This window comes from Cupriavidus pauculus (assembly GCF_008693385.1).
GTDB classification, from domain to species: domain Bacteria; phylum Pseudomonadota; class Gammaproteobacteria; order Burkholderiales; family Burkholderiaceae; genus Cupriavidus; species Cupriavidus pauculus_D.
The window spans coordinates 946,619-963,310 of record NZ_CP044065.1 but is presented as its reverse complement, the minus strand read 5'-3'; the positions used below and the strand labels follow the sequence as shown (position 1 = coordinate 963,310).

Below are 16,692 nucleotides of genomic sequence, written 5' to 3'. Positions count from 1 at the left end.
AGCGTTGTGCATCGCGTTCATCCGACTCTGGTCGGAACAAGAGCGCGCATCCCCCGCGTTTACCCCTGCATTGCGCCGCTCACCCTGTAAGAACTGGGTAAGCGGAGCGCATTACCTTGTCACCATTCCGTGCGCACACGGTGACAAAGATCATGCAGGAGACACCATGCAGCAAGATGTGATGGAAAGGCTGAAGGCCAGCCGGCAGTATCGGGAGTTGATCAGGCGTCGTGGCCGGCTGAGCTGGATGCTCACGGCCGTGATGCTCGTGGTGTACTACGGATACGTGCTGCTGATCGCATTCGACAAGGAAGTCCTCGCCGCGCGCGTGGGCAGCGGCGTGATGACATGGGGCATGCCGATCGGCCTGTTCGTCATCGTCTTCACCGTCGTGATCACCGGGTTGTACGTGCGTCACGCCAACAGCGTGTATGACGACCTTACCGACAAGATCAAGCAGGAGGTCGCATGAACGCCCGCCTCGTTGCGGCCGCGCTCGCGGCCATGATTGCCTCGGCTGGCGCCCTCGCGGCGGGCGGAGACCTCGGTCAGGCGGTGAAGCAGCCCACGAACTGGACCGCCATCGGCATGTTCGTGGTGTTCGTCATCGGCACGCTGTTCATCACCAAGTGGGCCGCCAAGAAAACCAAATCGGCCGCCGCGTTCTACACGGGCGGCGGCATCTCCGGCTTCCAGAACGGCCTCGCGATCGCGGGCGACTTCATGTCCGCGGCCTCGTTCCTCGGCATTTCCGCCGCGGTCTACACGAGCGGTTATGACGGGCTGATCTATTCCATCGGCTTCCTCGTGGGCTGGCCCATCATCACGTTCCTGATGGCCGAGCGGCTGCGCAATCTCGGCCGCTTCACGTTCGCCGACGTGGCCGCGTATCGCTTCAAGCAGGGTCCGATCCGCGCGTTCGCGGCGTCGGGCACGCTCGTCGTGGTGGCGTTCTACCTCATCGCGCAGATGGTCGGCGCGGGACAGCTCATCAAGCTGCTGTTCGGCCTCGAGTACTGGATCGCCGTCGTCATCGTCGGCGTGCTGATGATGGTGTACGTGCTGTTCGGCGGCATGACGGCCACGACGTGGGTGCAGATCATCAAGGCCTGCCTGCTGCTCGGCGGCGCGTCGTTCATGGCGTTCATGGTGCTCGCGCAATACCACTTCAGCCCCGAGCAGCTGTTCGCCAAGGCCGTGGAGGTCCACGCGAAGAAAGAATCGATCATGAGCCCGGGCAACTTCATCAAGGACCCGATCTCGGCCATCTCGTTCGGCATCGCGCTGATGTTCGGTACCGCGGGCCTGCCCCACATCCTGATGCGCTTCTTCACCGTGCCCAACGCGAAGGAAGCGCGCAAGTCGGTGTTCTGGGCCACGACGTGGATCGGCTACTTCTACATCCTCACGTTCATCATCGGCTTTGGCGCGATCGTGCTCGTGGGGACCAATGCGAGCTTCCAGGACGGCAGCGGCAAGCTCCTGGGCGGCGTGAACATGGCGGCCGTGCATCTGGCCAGCGCGGTGGGCGGCAACGTGTTCCTCGGCTTTATCTCGGCCGTGGCCTTCGCGACGATCCTCGCGGTGGTGGCGGGCCTGACGCTGGCCGGCGCCACGGCCGTCTCGCATGACCTCTATGCGACGGTCTTCAAGCACGGCCAGGCATCGAGCGCGATGGAGCTGCGCGTATCGAAGCTCACGACCATCGTGCTAGGTTTCGTCGCCGTGGTGCTCGGCATCGTGTTCGAGAAGCAGAACATCGCGTTCATGGTCTCGCTCGCGTTCGCCGTGGCGGCCTCGGCCAACTTCCCGGTGCTGTTCATGTCGGTGCTGTGGCGCGGCTGCACCACGCGCGGCGCGATGATCGGCGGCTTCCTCGGCCTGCTGTCGGCCGTGATCCTCACCGTGCTGTCGCAGGCCGTGTGGGTGGACGTGTTCCACTTCAAGAGCGCGCCCTTCCCCTACACGTCGCCGGCGCTGTTCTCGATGACCATCGGCTTCGCGGGGATCTGGCTGTTCTCGGTCACCGACAAGTCGCGCCGCGCGGCCGTGGACAAGGCGGGCTTCGAAGCGCAGGAACTGCGTTCGGAAACGGGCATCGGCGCGGGCGAAGCCACCGCGCACTGAACGTCAACGCGCCGTCCGCAGCATCGGAAACAGCGGCGGCGCGCCTCCCACACGAATCGTGGCCAGCGCCTCGAAACCGTGGCGGCCGTAGAAATCCAGATTGCGCGGATTGGACGACCATAGCCACGCGGGCAGATGCGCCGCGTCGCAGGCCTGCAGGCCCTCCGCGAGCAGGCGGCCGCCAAGGCCCCGGTCCCGGAATGCGGGATCGATCCCGATCGACGACAGATACCAGTGCGGACCGGTGGGCCGCGTCTCGTAGACGCGGCCGATCAGTTCGCCGAGGACCTTCCGCAGCGGCGCCTCCACGGTCTGGCGCACCACGTCGTCGATGGCGGCATCGTCATCCTCCGCGCCTGGGGGCAGCCACAACGCCGTGCCCGCGCTGCGCCCATCGACCGCGATCGTCCGCGCGCCGCCCGCGCCCCGCGCATCGGCGACGAGCACGCGGAACAACGAGGCACTGCCGCGCAGATAGCCGTCCGGGCCGTCGTACATCCAGCGCATGAACGGATCGGTATCGAAAGCGAGCACGAGCGACGCCGCGGCGCGTTCGATATCGTGCGGTGCGTCGCCCACGCTGGCGACAGTCGCGTTGTTCGAGGCTTCCATGCAAACGTCCATCCATAAAAAAACGCGCCGCGGGCTGCCGCCCGGGCGCGTTTTCAAGTTGGCTGCGGCAAAAGGTCAGATGCCGCGTGCCTGCTGCGAGACCAGGACCGCATGCGGATGGCTAGGGCCCTGCGTAAGGTTTGGGGAGTTCGGGAACGCGTGCGGCTGCTGCGCCGCCGGCGCGTGCTCGAGCCAGTCGCGCACGCGCGTGGCATCGGCAAAGCGCGAGAGCTTGCCCACCGAATCCAGGAACACCATCACCACGTTGCGGCCGTTGACGCGCGCCTGCATCACGAGGCACTGGCCGGCCTCCGAGATGAAGCCGGTCTTCTGCAGGCCGATTTCCCAGTTGCCGCCGCGTACGAGGCGGTTGGTACTGACGTAATGCTGCGTGCGGCCGAGCACGTTCACTTCATGCTCGGTCTGCGTCGAGAACTCGCGAATCGTCGGATTGCGATAGGCGGCGTTGACGAGGCGCGCCAGATCCATCGCGCTCGAGACGTTGCTGCTCGACAGGCCGCTCGAATCCACGAAGTGGCTGTCGTTCATGCCGAGTTCGCGCGCCTTGCGGTTCATCTGCGAGACGAATGCGGGCAGGCCACCGGGGTAGCTGCGGCCCAGCACCGACGCGGCGCGGTTCTCCGACGACATCAGCGCGAGCAGCAGCAGTTCCTGCCGCGTCAGCTGCGTGCCGAAGCGCAGGCGCGAGCTGCTGTGCTTCTCGAGGTCCTTGTCTTCCTCGCCAATCGTCAGCACCTCGTCCATCGGCAGGCGCGAGTCCATCACCACGAGCGCGGTCATCAGCTTCGTGATCGATGCGATCGGCAGCACGGCGGTCGGGTTCTTCTGAAACAGGACCTCGTTGGTGCTCTGGTCCATCACGAGCGCCACGGACGAACGCAGCGCGAGCGCGTCCTCGGTGTCGCGCAGACCCATCGCTTCACCGAGCGACGGCTTGGCCGGCACGAAGGCCGCGCGGACCGGCGCGGCGCGTTGCGCGACGACGGTTCGCTTGCCGTTCCGCAACACGATGGTCTTGCGCGACGGCGCCGCCGATTCCTTCGCGGCGGCAACCTTGGCAGAAGACTTAGTCGCTTTTACCGGCTTTTTCGCGGACTTACCCGACGATTGCGCAGATTTGGCATTTTTGGAAGTGGCCGCTTCGGCCACGGGAGCGGCGAGCACGGCCAGCGACACCAGCGCGGCCGTTGCAAGCGTATTCAGCCCAACCGGGCTGAAGAGGCGAAATAGGGAGAAATCGGTCCGGAACATTGTTCTGTGCGACGCGGCATCAGGAATGGCGCTAGTTTAGGAAATAAAGAAATTCTTAGCAAGATTAGAGACTTACAGAAGCTCGTTAAAGTTCGATTTCGCAGACATTCCGTATTACGGAAAAAGAAATCGATACATCACCTTCATGCCCTTCCACTGCCGCGCGGGCCGACCGCCATTCCTGTTTATCGGCCATGCGCGACACTTCCTGAGCCTCCGTTCGTGTCACGACAGGAAACGCGCGAACCCCTCGACCGGTTCACGTTCCGTGATCAATTGATTCTCGACCGCCTCGGGATTCGCGTAACCCAGCGCCATCCCGCACACCACCATCTCGTCCGCCGTCAAGCGCAGGTGGTCGCGAATGACGCTATGGAACTGCGTGAAGGCCGCCTGCGGGCAGGTATCGAGCCCGCGCGCGCGGGCGGCCACCATGATGCTTTGCAGGAACATGCCGTAGTCGAGCCAGCTCCCCTGCTCCATGATCCGGTCGATCGTGAAGATCATCCCGACCGGCGCATCGAAAAACTGGAAATTGCGCGCGTGCTGCGCATGCATGCGCGCCTTGTCCTCCTTGCCGATCTGCAGCAGCCCGTACAGGTCCCAGCCCACCTTGCGGCGGCGCGCGAGATACGGGTTGACCCACTCGCGCGGATAGTACGGATACTCCTCGTGATACTTGGCATCGCGTTCAGGATCGTCGTACGCGGCGAGCACGTCCGTGCAGAGCCGCACCTTCGCATCGCCGGCCAGTACGTACACGCGCCACGGCTGCGCATTCGTGCCCGACGGCGCACGGCTGGCCACCGAGAGAATGTCCTCGATGGTCTCGCGCGGCACCGGCGTGTCCAGAAACGCGCGGATCGAGCGGCGCGTGACGATCGCGCGGTCGACGATGGCCGCCTCGGCCGGGATGTCGGTAACTTCGCTGTCTGCGCTGGCCATGCTGTCGGGTCTCCTTGTGTCTAGAGTAGTCACTACGATCGCGGGCGGCGGATCACGAATGCCACGCCCACCGCCGCCACCGCCATGCCCGCGGCCGCCACGGGCGAGAACCGCTCGCCGAACAGCAGCCACGCCATGACCGCCGTGGTCGGCGGCGTGAGGTACATGAGGCTCGAGACGCGCATCGCGGCCCCGCGCCGGATCAGCAGGAACAGCAGCGAGATCGCGCCGAGCGACAGCGCCACGATCGACCACGCGAGCGCCCCGGCGAGCGCGAGGTTCCAGTGCACCTCGCGCGTCTCGAACGCGAACATGAACGGCAGGCAGGCAACGGCCGAGGCACCGAACTGGATGACCGCGCCCATGCGCAGGTCGAACATCGGGCAGAAGTGCTTCTGGTACAGCGTGCCGGCCGTGATCGACGCGAGCGCGCCCACTGCCAGCGCGAGACTCGTCACCGACAGCCCGATCGTGCTGAGCTTGCTGGATACCACCAGTCCGACACCGACGAGGCCGAGGACCAGCCCGAGCCATTGCAGGAACCGTACCCGCTCGCCCATGCGCGTGGCGACCATCGCCGTGAGCACGGGCTGCATGCCGACGATCAGCGCGGACAGGCCCGCGGGCATGCCAAGCTTGATCGCCGCCCAGACTCCGCCGAGATAGCCGGCCTGCAGCAGCAGACCCGACACCGCGATATGGCCGATGCGGACCCCGTCGATCGCCCCGCGCGCCGTGCGCGGCAGCGGCACACGCGCGAGCACGACGAACGGCACCATCAGGACCAGCACGCCGGCAAAGCGCAGGAACAGGAACGTCATCGGCTCCGCATAGGGCAGCCCGTACTTGGCGACGATAAAGCCCGTGCTCCATAGCACCACGAACAGCCAGGGCATGGCCGCGAGCCAGAGGCGCTGGCCCGTGCCCGCCGCCTCCGGCACGCCGGCCACGGCGACGTTACCGCCCGCGCTCATGTCGCCACCCCGGTCGCCACCCCGGTCGCCACCCCGGCCGACACCCCCACGCCAGCCCCCGCATGCCGTGCCCGCCATTGCGCATGGTGGCGCGCCGCGAGCGTCACCGTCTGCAGATGCACGGCAACCGTGTCCTCGATGCGGTTGCCATAGCCGCCGGCCATGGCCACGGCGATCGGCAGGCCGCGCGCGAGCGCCGCGTCGAAGACCAGCGTATCGCGCCGCGCCAGCCCCGCCAGGGTCAGCCTCAAGCGCCCGAGGCGGTCTCCCTCGTGCGGGTCCGCGCCGGCCAGGTAGATCAGCAGGTCCGGCGCGAAGCGCGCGAACAAGGTGTCGAGCGCGCCCTGCAGCGCCTGCGCGTAGGTCTCGTCGTCGCAGCCGTCGGGCAGGCCGACGTCGAGGTCGCTGGCTTCCTTGCGGAACGGGTAGTTCTTCTCGCCGTGGAGCGAGAGCGTGAAGATCGACGGATCGTCGCGCAGGATCGACGCGGTGCCGTTGCCCTGATGCACGTCGAGGTCGATCACGGCCACGTGCCGCGCCAGGCCATCGCGCTGCAGCCGGCGCGCGGCGATGGCGGCGTCGTTGAACACGCAGAAGCCGCCGCCCTTGTCGGCATAGGCATGGTGCGTGCCGCCGGCGAGGTTGACCGACACGCCCTCGGCGAACGCGGTCCGGCAGGCTTCGATGGTCGCGCCGGCCGAGCGGCGCGAGCGCTCCACCATTTCCATGGACCACGGAAAGCCGATTTCACGCTGGCGCGCGGGGTCCAGCTGGCCGGCCGACACGTCGGCGATATAAGTCGCGTCATGGGCCAGGGCCAGCGCATCGTCATCGGCGCGCGGCGCCTCCCGGAACACGATGCCGGGCACTTCCGCGGCCACCGCGTCCCGCAACATGCTGTATTTGCGCATCGGAAACCGATGGCCGGGTGGAAGCGGAAGGACGAAGTGATCGGCGTAGAAGGCAAGCATAGGGCAGGCAAGTATAGGGCGCGATGTTAGCACCGCTGCCCTGCCCGCGCGGAAGCGGCCTCCGGGGCGCCTTCCGCGCCCGAAAATCCCGCGCCGCATCATTGGCCGCGCGGCTTTCTTGATAGGGACAAACCCTGATAGCAGGCCCCGTAGGTGGCGAGCCCTGCCCCTGTAGCGCGATTTGTGCCGGTTACTTTTGTGCGATGCACAAAAAGCGCTTGACTCCAATGAGACAAGCCTTAGAATAGGAATTGTTGCGGCGCACCAATGGTAAACCCTCTAAAAATGATCGATGAACGATCATCGGGGGTCGGCGGTGCGACAGACGCAAAACGTACGCTCGGGCTGGCCTGGACCGCGGTTCATGGCTCTGACATCTGGGCGACCTACTTTCATTTTGCTAGACCTTGAAGTCCACCCACTTCATCCACTGGAGACCAGCAATGATCCTTACCCCGGAACAAGTTGCAGCAGCGCAAAAGGCCAACCTCGAGACCCTGTTCGGTCTGACCACCAAAGCCTTCGAAGGCGTTGAGAAGCTTGTTGAACTGAACCTGCAAGTGGTCAAGGCGACCTTCGCCGAGAACGTCGACAACGCCAAGAAGACCCTGACGGCCAAGGATGCGCAGGAAGTGCTGGCCATCCAGGCTTCGCTGATTCAGCCGGTCGCCGAGAAGACCCTCGCCTACACGCGTCACCTGTACGAAATCGCTTCGGAAACCCAGAGCGAGTTCACCAAGGTCGCCGAAGCGCAACTGGCCGAAGGCTCGAAGAACGTGCAAGCGCTCGTCGACAACTTCGCCAAGAACGCACCGGCCGGTTCGGAATCGACCGTCGCGATCGTGAAGTCGGCCATCTCGGCGGCGAACAACGCCTACGAGTCGGTCCAGAAGGCCACCAAGCAAGCCGTGGAAATTGCTGAAAGCAACTTCCAGGTTGCCGCGACCGCCGCAAGCAAGGCTGCCCAGCAAGCCAGCGCATCGGCCCGCACTGCTGCCAAGAAGTCGGCTGCCGCTACCGTCTGATTGACGTAGCTGCCTGACCCGCGACCGGCTTCGGCCGGTCCGTTGGCAAAGCGCACCGCCGCACTGTGCGCTTTGCCAACGGGGATGTCACACATCCCGTACCCACGTCTCCTCGGTACCTCCAACGGTATCGTTGAAACCCGGCGCCCGATCTGGCGGCCGGGTTTTTTTTGTCTTTCTTATCCTTTCATTGTGGCGGCTCGATCAGGCTCACATGCGCCGCCACGATCTTCCATCCCGCCTCGAGTCTCGCCCACGTCTGCATCTGCCGCCCGAGCAGCGGCGTGGCATCGCTCGTGAACTCGGTGCTCACCGTGGCGTAGTCGTCGCCAAACGTCGTCACCACCGTACGATGGAGCCGCCGCGAACGCGGCACCGGTTCGCACGTTTCCCGCCATGCGCGAATTGCCGCGCCGCCGAGCTGGACTTCGGCGATGCCGTAGCGCACGGTCTCCGGCGTTTCCCAGAACAAGGCATTCATCGCGGCGATGTCGTTGTCGACGAGCGCGCGCTCATAGGCTTCGAACGCGGCCGCGACTTGCGCGACCGCTTCGGGTCGATTGATTTCCATGGTCTTGGACATAAGAAGTGAGGATCAGGCGGCCGCGGCCAGCGCGGCCAGTGGCGCGGTCCAGCCGACGATGCCGCCCTGCGAACGGATCATCGCGAGCGTCGCATCGCGGAAGGCCGGGAAGTAGCTCGCGGTCGCATCCTCGACCAGCAGGCAGTCGTAGCCGCGATCGTTGGCCTCGCGCATCGAGGTCTGCACGCAGACTTCGGTGGTCACGCCGGCAAACACCAGATAGCGGATCTCGCGATCGCGCAGGGCCGCGTCGAGGTACGTCGCGTAGAACGCGCCCTTGCCCGGCTTGTCGATCACGAGCTCGCCCGCCACCGGCGCGACGGCATCGACGATCGCATTGCCGGGCTCGCCCCGGATCAGGATGCGGCCCATGGGGCCCGGGTCCCCGATCCGCATGCCCGGCGATCCGCGCAGGCGCTTGGCGGGCGGGCAATCGGCCAGATCGGGCGCATGGGACTCGCGCGTATGCACGACGAACCAGCCCGACGCGCGCGCATGCGCAAGCAGCGCCGCGGTCGTCGGGACGATGCCCGAGAGCAGCGTCACGTCGTTGCCGAGCGAGCTGCCGAAGCCGCCCGGCTCGATGAAATCGCGCTGCATGTCGATGACGACGAGCGCGGTATGGCGCGGGTCGAACGTGAATGGGGACGGTTGCGCGGCGGCAGTAAGCATGGTGGGCGACGTCGAGTCAGGCATGTCCGGAACGAGAAGACACTTCAGGCCGCGAGCGGCCGGTCGCCGTCGCCATGCTGGCCGGCCATATGCCGGCCGAGCACTTCACGGTCCGCGGTGCCGGCGGGAACTTCGAACACGATCTGCCCCTCCGCGATCACCGCGATGCGGTCCGCCAGCGCAAGCAGTTCGTCGAGGTCTTCGCTGATCAGCAACACGGCCGCGCCCGCATCGCGCGCGGCAAGCAGCCGCGCATGAATATCGGCGACCGCCGCGAAATCGAGCCCGAACACGGGGTTCGCGACGATCAGCACATCGACGGGCTGACCCAGTTCGCGCGCGAGCACCGCGCGCTGCACGTTGCCGCCCGAGAGCGTACCGATCGGCCGGTCCGGCACCGGCGGCTTGACGTTGAACTCCGCGATACGCGCGCGGGCACGTTCGCGCGTGGCGCGGCGGTTGAAGCGCCAGCCGTGCTGGCGCAATGGCGCGCGATCGAAGTCGCGCAGGGCCAGGTTGTCGGCGATGCTCATGCCCGGCACGCACGCGTTGCGCAATGGCTCCTCGGGAATCGCGAACACGCGGCCCGCGCGCATCTGCTCGCGCGTGGCGTGATATGGCTGTCCGGCCACGCGCATTGCGCCTTGCCGCAGCGGCCGCTGCCCCGTGAGCGCCTCCACGAGTTCGCGCTGGCCGTTGCCGGACACACCCGCGATCCCCAGGATCTCGCCGGCCCTGACCGCGAGCGCGAGATCGCGCACGGCCGCATGGCCGCGACCGTCGATCACGGTGGCATCGTCGATCTGCAACCGCACGGGCGCATCGGCGGCCACGGGCTTGCGCGCGGCGCGATCGCCGCCGTCGTGCGCGAGCGTGCGGCGATCGATCGCGGAGCCCTCGGTGCCCATCATCCAGGCGGCGAGCCGCGAAGGCAGATCCGTCTCCTCCTCCATCACCTTGCAGGTGCCGACCTGCCGGCCCTTGCGCAGCACGGTCACATCGTCCGCATAGGCCATCACCTCGCGGAACTTGTGCGTGATCATCAGCACCGTGAGCTCGCCACGCGAGGTCAGCGTGCGCATCAGGCCCAGTACCTCGTCCGCTTCCTGCGGCGTGAGCACCGAGGTCGGTTCGTCGAGGATCAGGAAGCGCTGCTCCAGATAGAGCTGCTTGAGAATTTCGAGCTTCTGTTTCTCTCCGGCCGCGAGCGCGGACACCGGCGCATCGAGCGGCAGGCGGAACGGCATGCGGCCCATGAAGTCGCGCAACGCGGCACGCTCGCGCGACCAGTCGATGCGCCATGGCAGCCGCCCGCGCGAGAGCAGCAGGTTCTCTTCGACCGACAACCCCTCCGCCAGCGTGAAATGCTGGTACACCATGCCGATGCGCAGGGCCTGCGCGTCGCGCGGCGAGGCAATGCGCACCTCGCGGTTGTCGGCGACGATCTGCCCCGCATCGAGCACGCCGTAGCCGACGAGCCCCTTGACCAGCGTGCTCTTGCCCGCGCCGTTCTCGCCGAGCAGCGCATGGATGGTGCCCGGCGCCACGCGGATCGACACGTCGTCGAGCGCCCGGAACGTGCCGAACGACTTCGACGCCCCTACCACCTCGAGCCCCAGCCCGCCCGCCATGATCACGCTCCCAGCGTCGCCAGCAGCGCGTGGGAGTCCGACACCGTGCCGAACACCCCGCCCTGCATCGTCACCATATGCAGCGCGGCCTCGTGATTGCCGCGATCGGTGGCGCCGCAGCAATCGGCGAGGATCGTGCATTCGAAGCCACGGTCGTTGGCCTCGCGCATCGTCGTATGCACGCACACATCGGTCGTGATGCCCGTGAGCACGAGGTTCTCGATACCGCGCGTGCGCAGGATCAGTTCGAGGTCCGTCGCGCAGAACGAGCCCTTGCCGGGCTTGTCGATCACGACCTCGCCCGGCAGCGGCGCGAGTTCGTCGATGATCTCCCAGCCTTTCTCGCCGCGCACGAGGATCTTGCCGCAGGGGCCGTCGTCGCCGATGCCCACGCCATCGATGCCGGCCTGGCGGCTGCGCCAGCGCTTGTTGGCGGGCAGGTCCGACAGGTCGGGCCGATGGCCTTCGCGCGTATGGATGATCGTGAAGCCCTGCGCGCGCATGGTGTCGAGCACGCGGCGAATCGGCTCGATGGGCGCGCGCGTCATCGACAGGTCGTAGCCCATGCGATCGACATAGCCGCCAAAACCGCAGAAGTCGGTCTGCATGTCGATGATGACGAGCGCCGTGTTCTCCGGACGCAGATCGCCGTTGTACGGCCACGGATAAGGTTTGGCTTCGATGGTGCGGGACATGGGTGGTGTTCTCCGTTGCAGAGCTTCCGCGCGTCAATGCGTCAGCGCGTCAGGCTCAGTTCGCCCGGGGCGCCGGCGAGCGCACGATCGGGACGGCAGTTGATGATCATGATGACGAGGGTCAGCACATAGGGCGCGGCATTGAACAGGTAATACCCGCTGGTCACGCCAATGGCCTGCAGTGCCGGACCGAGCGCGCCCGCGGCGCCGAACAGCAGCGCGGCCCACAGGCAGCGCAGCGGTTGCCAGCGCGCGAAGATCACGAGCGCCACGGCCATCAGGCCCTGCCCGCTCGACAGCCCTTCGTTCCAGCTGCCCGGGTAGACCAGCGACAGATACGCGCCGCCCACGCCCGCGAACGCGCCGCCGATCGCGGTGGCGGCCACGCGGATGCGCGTGAGCGGATAGCCCATCGCGCGCGCGGTCTCGGCGTGATCGCCGACCATGCGCAGCGTCAGGCCCCAGCGCGTCGCGCGCATGCCCCATTGCAGCACGAAGGCCAGCGCCACGCCGATGACGAACAGCACGTTGATGCGCAGCACCTGTTCCAGCTGCGGCATGTGGGTCCACTTGCCGAGTTCGAGCGACGGCAGCATCGGCGCCTGCGGCGCGATAAAGGGCTTGCCAATAAAGAATGCAAGGCCGGTGCCGAGCAGCATCAGCGCGATACCAAACGCGATATCGGACACGCGCGGCAGCGAGCAGACCAGCCCGTGCAGGCAGCCGAGCAGCAGCCCCACGCATGCGGCCGCGAGCACGCCGGTCCACGGCGACCCGGACAGATAGGCCACCGCGTAGCCACTCATCGCGCCCGACACGAGAATGCCTTCCAGGCCGAGGTTCACGCGGCCGCCCTTCTCGGTCAGGCACTCGCCAAGGCTCACGAACAGATACGGCGTGCTGACGCGAATGGCGCCGCTGACCAGCGACAGCACCAGCACGACCCATGGCGATTGCAGATCAGACATGACGGGTCTCCATCGAGGCGCCTTCGCTACCGGGCCGCGACGCCTGCATGCGTGCCTGCAGGCGCAGGCGCCATGCCGCGATGCGGCCGCCCAGGGCTTCCCATGCCAGCAGGTTGGCGAACAGCAGGCCCTGCAGCACGAGCGTGGTGGCATCGGGCAGATCGAGCCGGCGTTGCAGCAGGCTGCCGCTGCTCTCGATACCGCCGATCAGCAGCGCGCAAGCGACGATCGCGAGCGGATGCTGACGCGCCGCGAATGCGACCAGAATGCCGCCGTAGCCGTAGCCCGCCAGCAGCGCCGCGTTGGCGCTGCCCTGCACGGCCGCCACTTCGAACATGCCGGCAAGGCCGGCCGCGGCACCGCCGAGCACGCACGCGAGCAGCGCGAGCCGGCGCACCGGCAGGCCCACGATGCGCGCGGCGCGCGGATTGCCGCCGGCCACGCGCATGGCAAACCCCGCCGTGCCGTGACGCACGAGCACCCATGCCGCGACGCACGCGAGCACGCCCCAGAACAGGCCCCAGTGCACATCCATGCCGGGCAGCGTGCCGATCGTCGCGGCATCGGTCAGCGGCAGCGTCGACGGCTTGTTGAGACTGGCCGGGTCGCGCAGCGGCCCTTCCACCAGCTGCTTGAACACCGCGATGGCGATATACGACAGCAGCAGGCTGCCGATGGTCTCGTTGACGCCGCGCCAGTGGCGCAGCGCGCCCGCGAGGCCGATCCACGCGCCGCCCGTCACCATCGCAACGGCGCCCATCGCGGTCACCATCACGGGCCACGGCGTGCCGGCGGGCAGCCATTGCGGCAGCACGGCGGCGGCCAGGCCGCCGAGCGCCAGCGCGCCCTCGCCGCCGATCACGATCAGGCCGACCTGCGCGGGCAATGCCACGCACAGCGCGGTCAGCATCAGCGGCGCCGCGCGCATCAGCGTGTTCTGCCACGCGAACGACGTGCCGAAGGCGCCCTGATAGATCAGTGTCAACGCTTCCAGCGCGGGCGCGCCCTGCACGAGCAGGAACAGCGAGAACAGCAGCAGCGTGCCGATCAGCGCAAGCACGGTCGGCAATGCGGGCAGCACGCCGTTGAGCAGCGCGGAAAGTGTCGCCGCGCTATGCGACGTGCGTGGCGTGCCGGCATCAGGCATGTTGGCGCTCCTGCTTCATGACGTACCGCTTCAACCCTGCCCCACCACGCCGGCGACGAGGTAGTTCATGCTCTCCAGCACGTAGTCGGTCTGCGCGAGGCTGGTGCCGGCCGGAATCGCCACGCCCCCCTTGTTGTCCTTCAGCGGTCCCTTGAAGATCGCGAACTGGCCGGCCATCATCTTGCTCTTGACCGCATCGGCCGCCTGCTTCGCGGCCGGCGTCACCTTCGCGCCGTACGGCGACGGCTTGACGTAGCCCTCGCGCAGGCCGCCGCGCAGCACGTTGGGCGGCACCTTGCCGGCCTGCACGTCGGCGGTCAGGGACTTGTACGGCGTGGCCCAGTCCCACTCGGCGCCGGTCAGGTAACCCTTCGGCGCGAGCGCGGCCTGGCTTGCGTGATAGCCGCAGCTCATCGCGCCACGCTTCTCGGCGGTTTCGATCACGACCTTGGGCCCATCGACATGGCACGTGAGCACGTCGCAGCCCTGATCGATCAGGCCGTTGGCCGCCTCGGCCTCCTTGACGGGCATCGACCAGTCACCCGTGAAGATCACGTGGGTCGTGATGGACGGGTCCACCGACTGCGCGCCGAGCGTGAACGCGTTGATATTGCGCAGCACCTGCGGAATCGGCTTGGCGGCGACGAAGCCGAGCTTCTTGCTCTTGCTCATATGGCCCGCGACCACGCCATCGAGGTACTGGCACTCGTCGATGTAGCCGAAGTAGCTCGAGATGTTCGCGGGATTGCCCGCCTTCCAGAGGCCGCCGCAATGGGCGAAGCGTACCTTCGGATATTTGGCCGCAACCTTGAGCACGTGCGGATCGAAGTAACCGAACGACGTCGCGAAGATCAGCGTGGCGCCATCCTGCTGGATCATCGCCTCCATGGTCTTCTGCGCCGCGATGGTCTCCGGCACGTTCTCTTCTTCCACGACCTTCACATTGGGCAGCTTTTTCAGGATCGCCGTGGCGGCGGCCTGCGCCTGGTTGTAGCCGAAGTCGTTGCGGGCACCGACGTAGAGCACGCCGATGGTCAGTTTTTCGGCGGCCAGCAGCGTCTGCAGGGGCAGCGCGGAACCGAGGGTCAGCAGGCTGGCTTGCTTGAGGAAGTCGCGGCGATGGGTCATGGTTGGATCTCTGGCAGTGGATGGGCTTACGTTTCGATCAGAGGCTGGACAGGTAGGCGCGCCAGCCGCCAAAGGCGGTGATATCGCGGGCGCCGGCACCTTCGGCCAGCGCGTGGGGCTCGCAGATAAAGCCCTTCACGTGGCTGCCGTCCTCGAGTTCGAGGTTGCCGATGCCCAGCGGCGCGGGAATATCGGCGACGAACTTGCCGAACGTGCGCAGCGGCAACTCCCAGACCTCGACCTCGATGGCGGCACCCGGGTGTGCGTGATCGGCGTCGGCCACGCGCGCGAGGCCCGGCTTCGGCGGCGTGGTCCCGGCGAGCGCATAGAGCCGGTACCGCGGCGCGGTGCGCGTGCTCGCGCGCAGCGTCGCGCCCGCTTCACGCAACTGCCAGTTCAGCGGCTGGCCGCGCAGATGTGCGCCGACCACGGCCACCGCGACGGTGGGCTCGGCAAACGGCAGCGGCAGATCCGCGATGACGGCGCCGGCATCGGCACCATCGGCCGGCGCCGCGAACAGCGCCGCGATGCGCGCGCCCAGCACGGCGATCCGCTGATCCGCCCCCGCGGGGCCAATCAGCGTGATGCCGGCCGGCAGCCCATCGGCCCGGCGCACGCCCGGCACGGCAATCGCGCACAGGTCGAGCAGATTGACGAAGTTCGTATAGCGCCCGAGCTGGCTGTTCACGCCGATCGGGTCGTCGCGCAACGCGGCAATGGTCGGATGCGTGGGCGCGGTCGGTACCACGAGCACGTCGATCGACGCGAACATCGCCTCGGCCTCGCGGCGCAGATCGGCCATGCGGTACTGCGCCTCGAACGCATCGGTCGCGCTGTAACGGTCGGCCTTGCCGATCACGGCGGCCACGGTCGGATCGAGCGCGTCGTGGTGCGTATCGAAGAATGTGCCCAGTGCCGCGCGGCGCTCGGCGACCCATGGGCCGTCATAGAGCAGCAGCGCCGCTTCCTGCAGCGGCGCGAACGGCACGGTGGACGGCGCGATCTGCAAGGACTCGCGCACGGCGTCCATGGTCTGCGCGAAGGCCTGTGCGGCCAGTGCATCGCCATCGAAACCCTCCGCGCGCGCGGCGATATCGGGCACCGCCATGCGCAGCGGCCCGCGCGGCAGTCCCAGCGCGGGGATTTCGCGCGCATAGCCATCGCGCGCATCGAACACGGCAATCTGCGCCAGCACGCGCCACGCGTCGGCCACGTCGTGCGCGAAGATGGACAGCGTGTCGAGCGAACGGCAGGCCGGCACCACGCCGCGCTTGCTCACCAGGCCGAGCGTCGGCTTCAGGCCGACGAGATGGTTGAAGCCGGCCGGAATGCGACCCGAACCGGCCGTATCGGTGCCGAGCGAGAACGCGACGCACCCCGCCGCCACGGCCACCGCCGAGCCGGAGCTGGAGCCGCCCGACACGCGATCGGGCTGGTCGATCTGCCGCACCGCGCCGTACGGCGAGCGCGTGCCCACGAGCCCCGTCGCAAACTGGTCGAGGTTGGTCTTGCCGATCAGGATGGCGCCGGCCGCGAGCAACTGCTCGACGGCGAAGGCCGTTTCCGTGGGAACGTAGGCAAAGGCCGGGCACGCGGCCGTGGTCGGCAGGCCCGCGACATCGACGTTATCCTTGACCGCGAACGGCACGCCGAACAGCGGCATCGCCGTCAGCAGCGCCGCGCCTTCGCTGGCCAGCCGCGCTTCGAGCTCGCCGGCGCGCGCATGCAGCGCTTCGGCATCGACGCGATGGATCCAGGCCTCGGGGCGGTCGCTGGCCTCGATGCGCGCGAGCACATCGTCCACGCATTGCGTGGGAGTCAGCGAACCGTTTGCGTATTGCGCCAGCAGGGTAGCGATCGCGGGAAGGCGGGATGACGGCATGTTTGCTTTGCGTTCCATCTTGTATCCAAGTTTGAACGCAAATAAAGCAACCCGCGTGCC

General features: G+C 67.2%; 16 protein-coding genes. 3 read left to right on the top strand and 13 right to left on the bottom strand.

Annotation, left to right across the window (positions count from 1 at the left end; translation table 11 throughout):
- Positions 1-166 precede the first annotated feature (166 nt).
- Together FOB72_RS04450 and FOB72_RS04445 are read left to right on the top strand one after the other, a co-directional pair.
- Entirely contained in the window at positions 167-472 is a 306-nt protein-coding gene (locus tag FOB72_RS04450; protein WP_150371413.1) for a DUF485 domain-containing protein, read from the top strand.
- Complete coding sequence (locus FOB72_RS04445) at positions 469-2,127, top strand: cation acetate symporter (RefSeq protein WP_150371412.1); 1,659 nt, start codon at positions 469-471, stop codon at positions 2,125-2,127. Before FOB72_RS04450 ends, FOB72_RS04445 begins: the two co-directional genes overlap by 4 nt.
- Before the next feature lie 3 nt (positions 2,128-2,130).
- Here FOB72_RS04445 and FOB72_RS04440 read toward each other — a convergent pair whose 3' ends face one another.
- The 5 genes from FOB72_RS04440 to FOB72_RS04420 form a co-directional block, all read right to left on the bottom strand.
- Positions 2,131-2,739, bottom strand: coding sequence for a GNAT family N-acetyltransferase (locus FOB72_RS04440; protein WP_191002188.1), 609 nt, complete (start codon positions 2,737-2,739; stop codon positions 2,131-2,133).
- Between the two features lie 75 nt (positions 2,740-2,814).
- Positions 2,815-4,011 (bottom strand): D-alanyl-D-alanine endopeptidase, encoded by a 1,197-nt coding sequence (gene pbpG / locus FOB72_RS04435; protein WP_150371410.1) that lies wholly within the window; start codon positions 4,009-4,011, stop codon positions 2,815-2,817.
- 225 nt (positions 4,012-4,236) lie between these two features.
- Positions 4,237-4,956: a nitroreductase gene (locus FOB72_RS04430; protein ID WP_150371409.1), complete on the bottom strand. Its 720-nt coding sequence runs from the start codon at positions 4,954-4,956 to the stop codon at positions 4,237-4,239.
- A 32-nt stretch (positions 4,957-4,988) separates the two neighbouring features.
- On the bottom strand, positions 4,989-5,852 hold the full coding sequence (locus FOB72_RS04425; RefSeq protein ID WP_223851473.1) for a DMT family transporter: 864 nt from the start codon (positions 5,850-5,852) through the stop codon (positions 4,989-4,991).
- A 74-nt stretch (positions 5,853-5,926) separates the two neighbouring features.
- Entirely contained in the window at positions 5,927-6,901 is a 975-nt protein-coding gene (locus FOB72_RS04420; protein ID WP_150371407.1) for a histone deacetylase, read from the bottom strand.
- A gap of 443 nt (positions 6,902-7,344) precedes the next feature.
- Between FOB72_RS04420 and phaP1 the strand changes: the two genes are divergently transcribed.
- Entirely contained in the window at positions 7,345-7,926 is a 582-nt protein-coding gene (gene phaP1 / locus FOB72_RS04415) for a TIGR01841 family phasin PhaP1 (protein WP_150371406.1), read from the top strand.
- Between the two features lie 187 nt (positions 7,927-8,113).
- Here the strand turns inward: phaP1 and hpxZ are convergent, their stop codons facing one another.
- Genes hpxZ through atzF form a run of 8 tightly spaced genes read right to left on the bottom strand, consistent with a single transcriptional unit; the run spans position 8,114 to position 16,650 of the window.
- Positions 8,114-8,497, bottom strand: coding sequence for an oxalurate catabolism protein HpxZ (gene hpxZ, locus FOB72_RS04410; RefSeq protein WP_150371405.1), 384 nt, complete (start codon positions 8,495-8,497; stop codon positions 8,114-8,116).
- A gap of 24 nt (positions 8,498-8,521) precedes the next feature.
- Positions 8,522-9,205 carry a cysteine hydrolase family protein gene (locus FOB72_RS04405; protein WP_411859810.1) on the bottom strand — a complete coding sequence of 228 codons (684 nt, stop codon included), beginning with the start codon at positions 9,203-9,205 and terminating at the stop codon, positions 8,522-8,524.
- A gap of 20 nt (positions 9,206-9,225) precedes the next feature.
- Positions 9,226-10,812, bottom strand: a complete 1,587-nt coding sequence (locus FOB72_RS04400) for an ABC transporter ATP-binding protein (protein ID WP_150371404.1) — start codon at positions 10,810-10,812, stop codon at positions 9,226-9,228.
- A 2-nt stretch (positions 10,813-10,814) separates the two neighbouring features.
- The gene (locus FOB72_RS32405; protein WP_150371403.1) at positions 10,815-11,507 is read right to left on the bottom strand and encodes a cysteine hydrolase family protein; all 693 of its coding nucleotides are present in this window, start codon (positions 11,505-11,507) and stop codon (positions 10,815-10,817) included.
- Between the two features lie 41 nt (positions 11,508-11,548).
- Positions 11,549-12,475 carry an ABC transporter permease gene (locus FOB72_RS04390; protein WP_150371402.1) on the bottom strand — a complete coding sequence of 309 codons (927 nt, stop codon included), beginning with the start codon at positions 12,473-12,475 and terminating at the stop codon, positions 11,549-11,551.
- Positions 12,468-13,622: an ABC transporter permease gene (locus tag FOB72_RS04385; RefSeq protein ID WP_150371401.1), complete on the bottom strand. Its 1,155-nt coding sequence runs from the start codon at positions 13,620-13,622 to the stop codon at positions 12,468-12,470. Before FOB72_RS04385 ends, FOB72_RS04390 begins: the two co-directional genes overlap by 8 nt.
- 30 nt (positions 13,623-13,652) lie before the next feature.
- Entirely contained in the window at positions 13,653-14,750 is a 1,098-nt protein-coding gene (locus FOB72_RS04380) for a BMP family ABC transporter substrate-binding protein (RefSeq protein WP_150371400.1), read from the bottom strand.
- Between the two features lie 37 nt (positions 14,751-14,787).
- Complete coding sequence (atzF, locus tag FOB72_RS04375; RefSeq protein ID WP_223851409.1) at positions 14,788-16,650, bottom strand: allophanate hydrolase; 1,863 nt, start codon at positions 16,648-16,650, stop codon at positions 14,788-14,790.
- Positions 16,651-16,692: the final 42 nt, after the last annotated feature.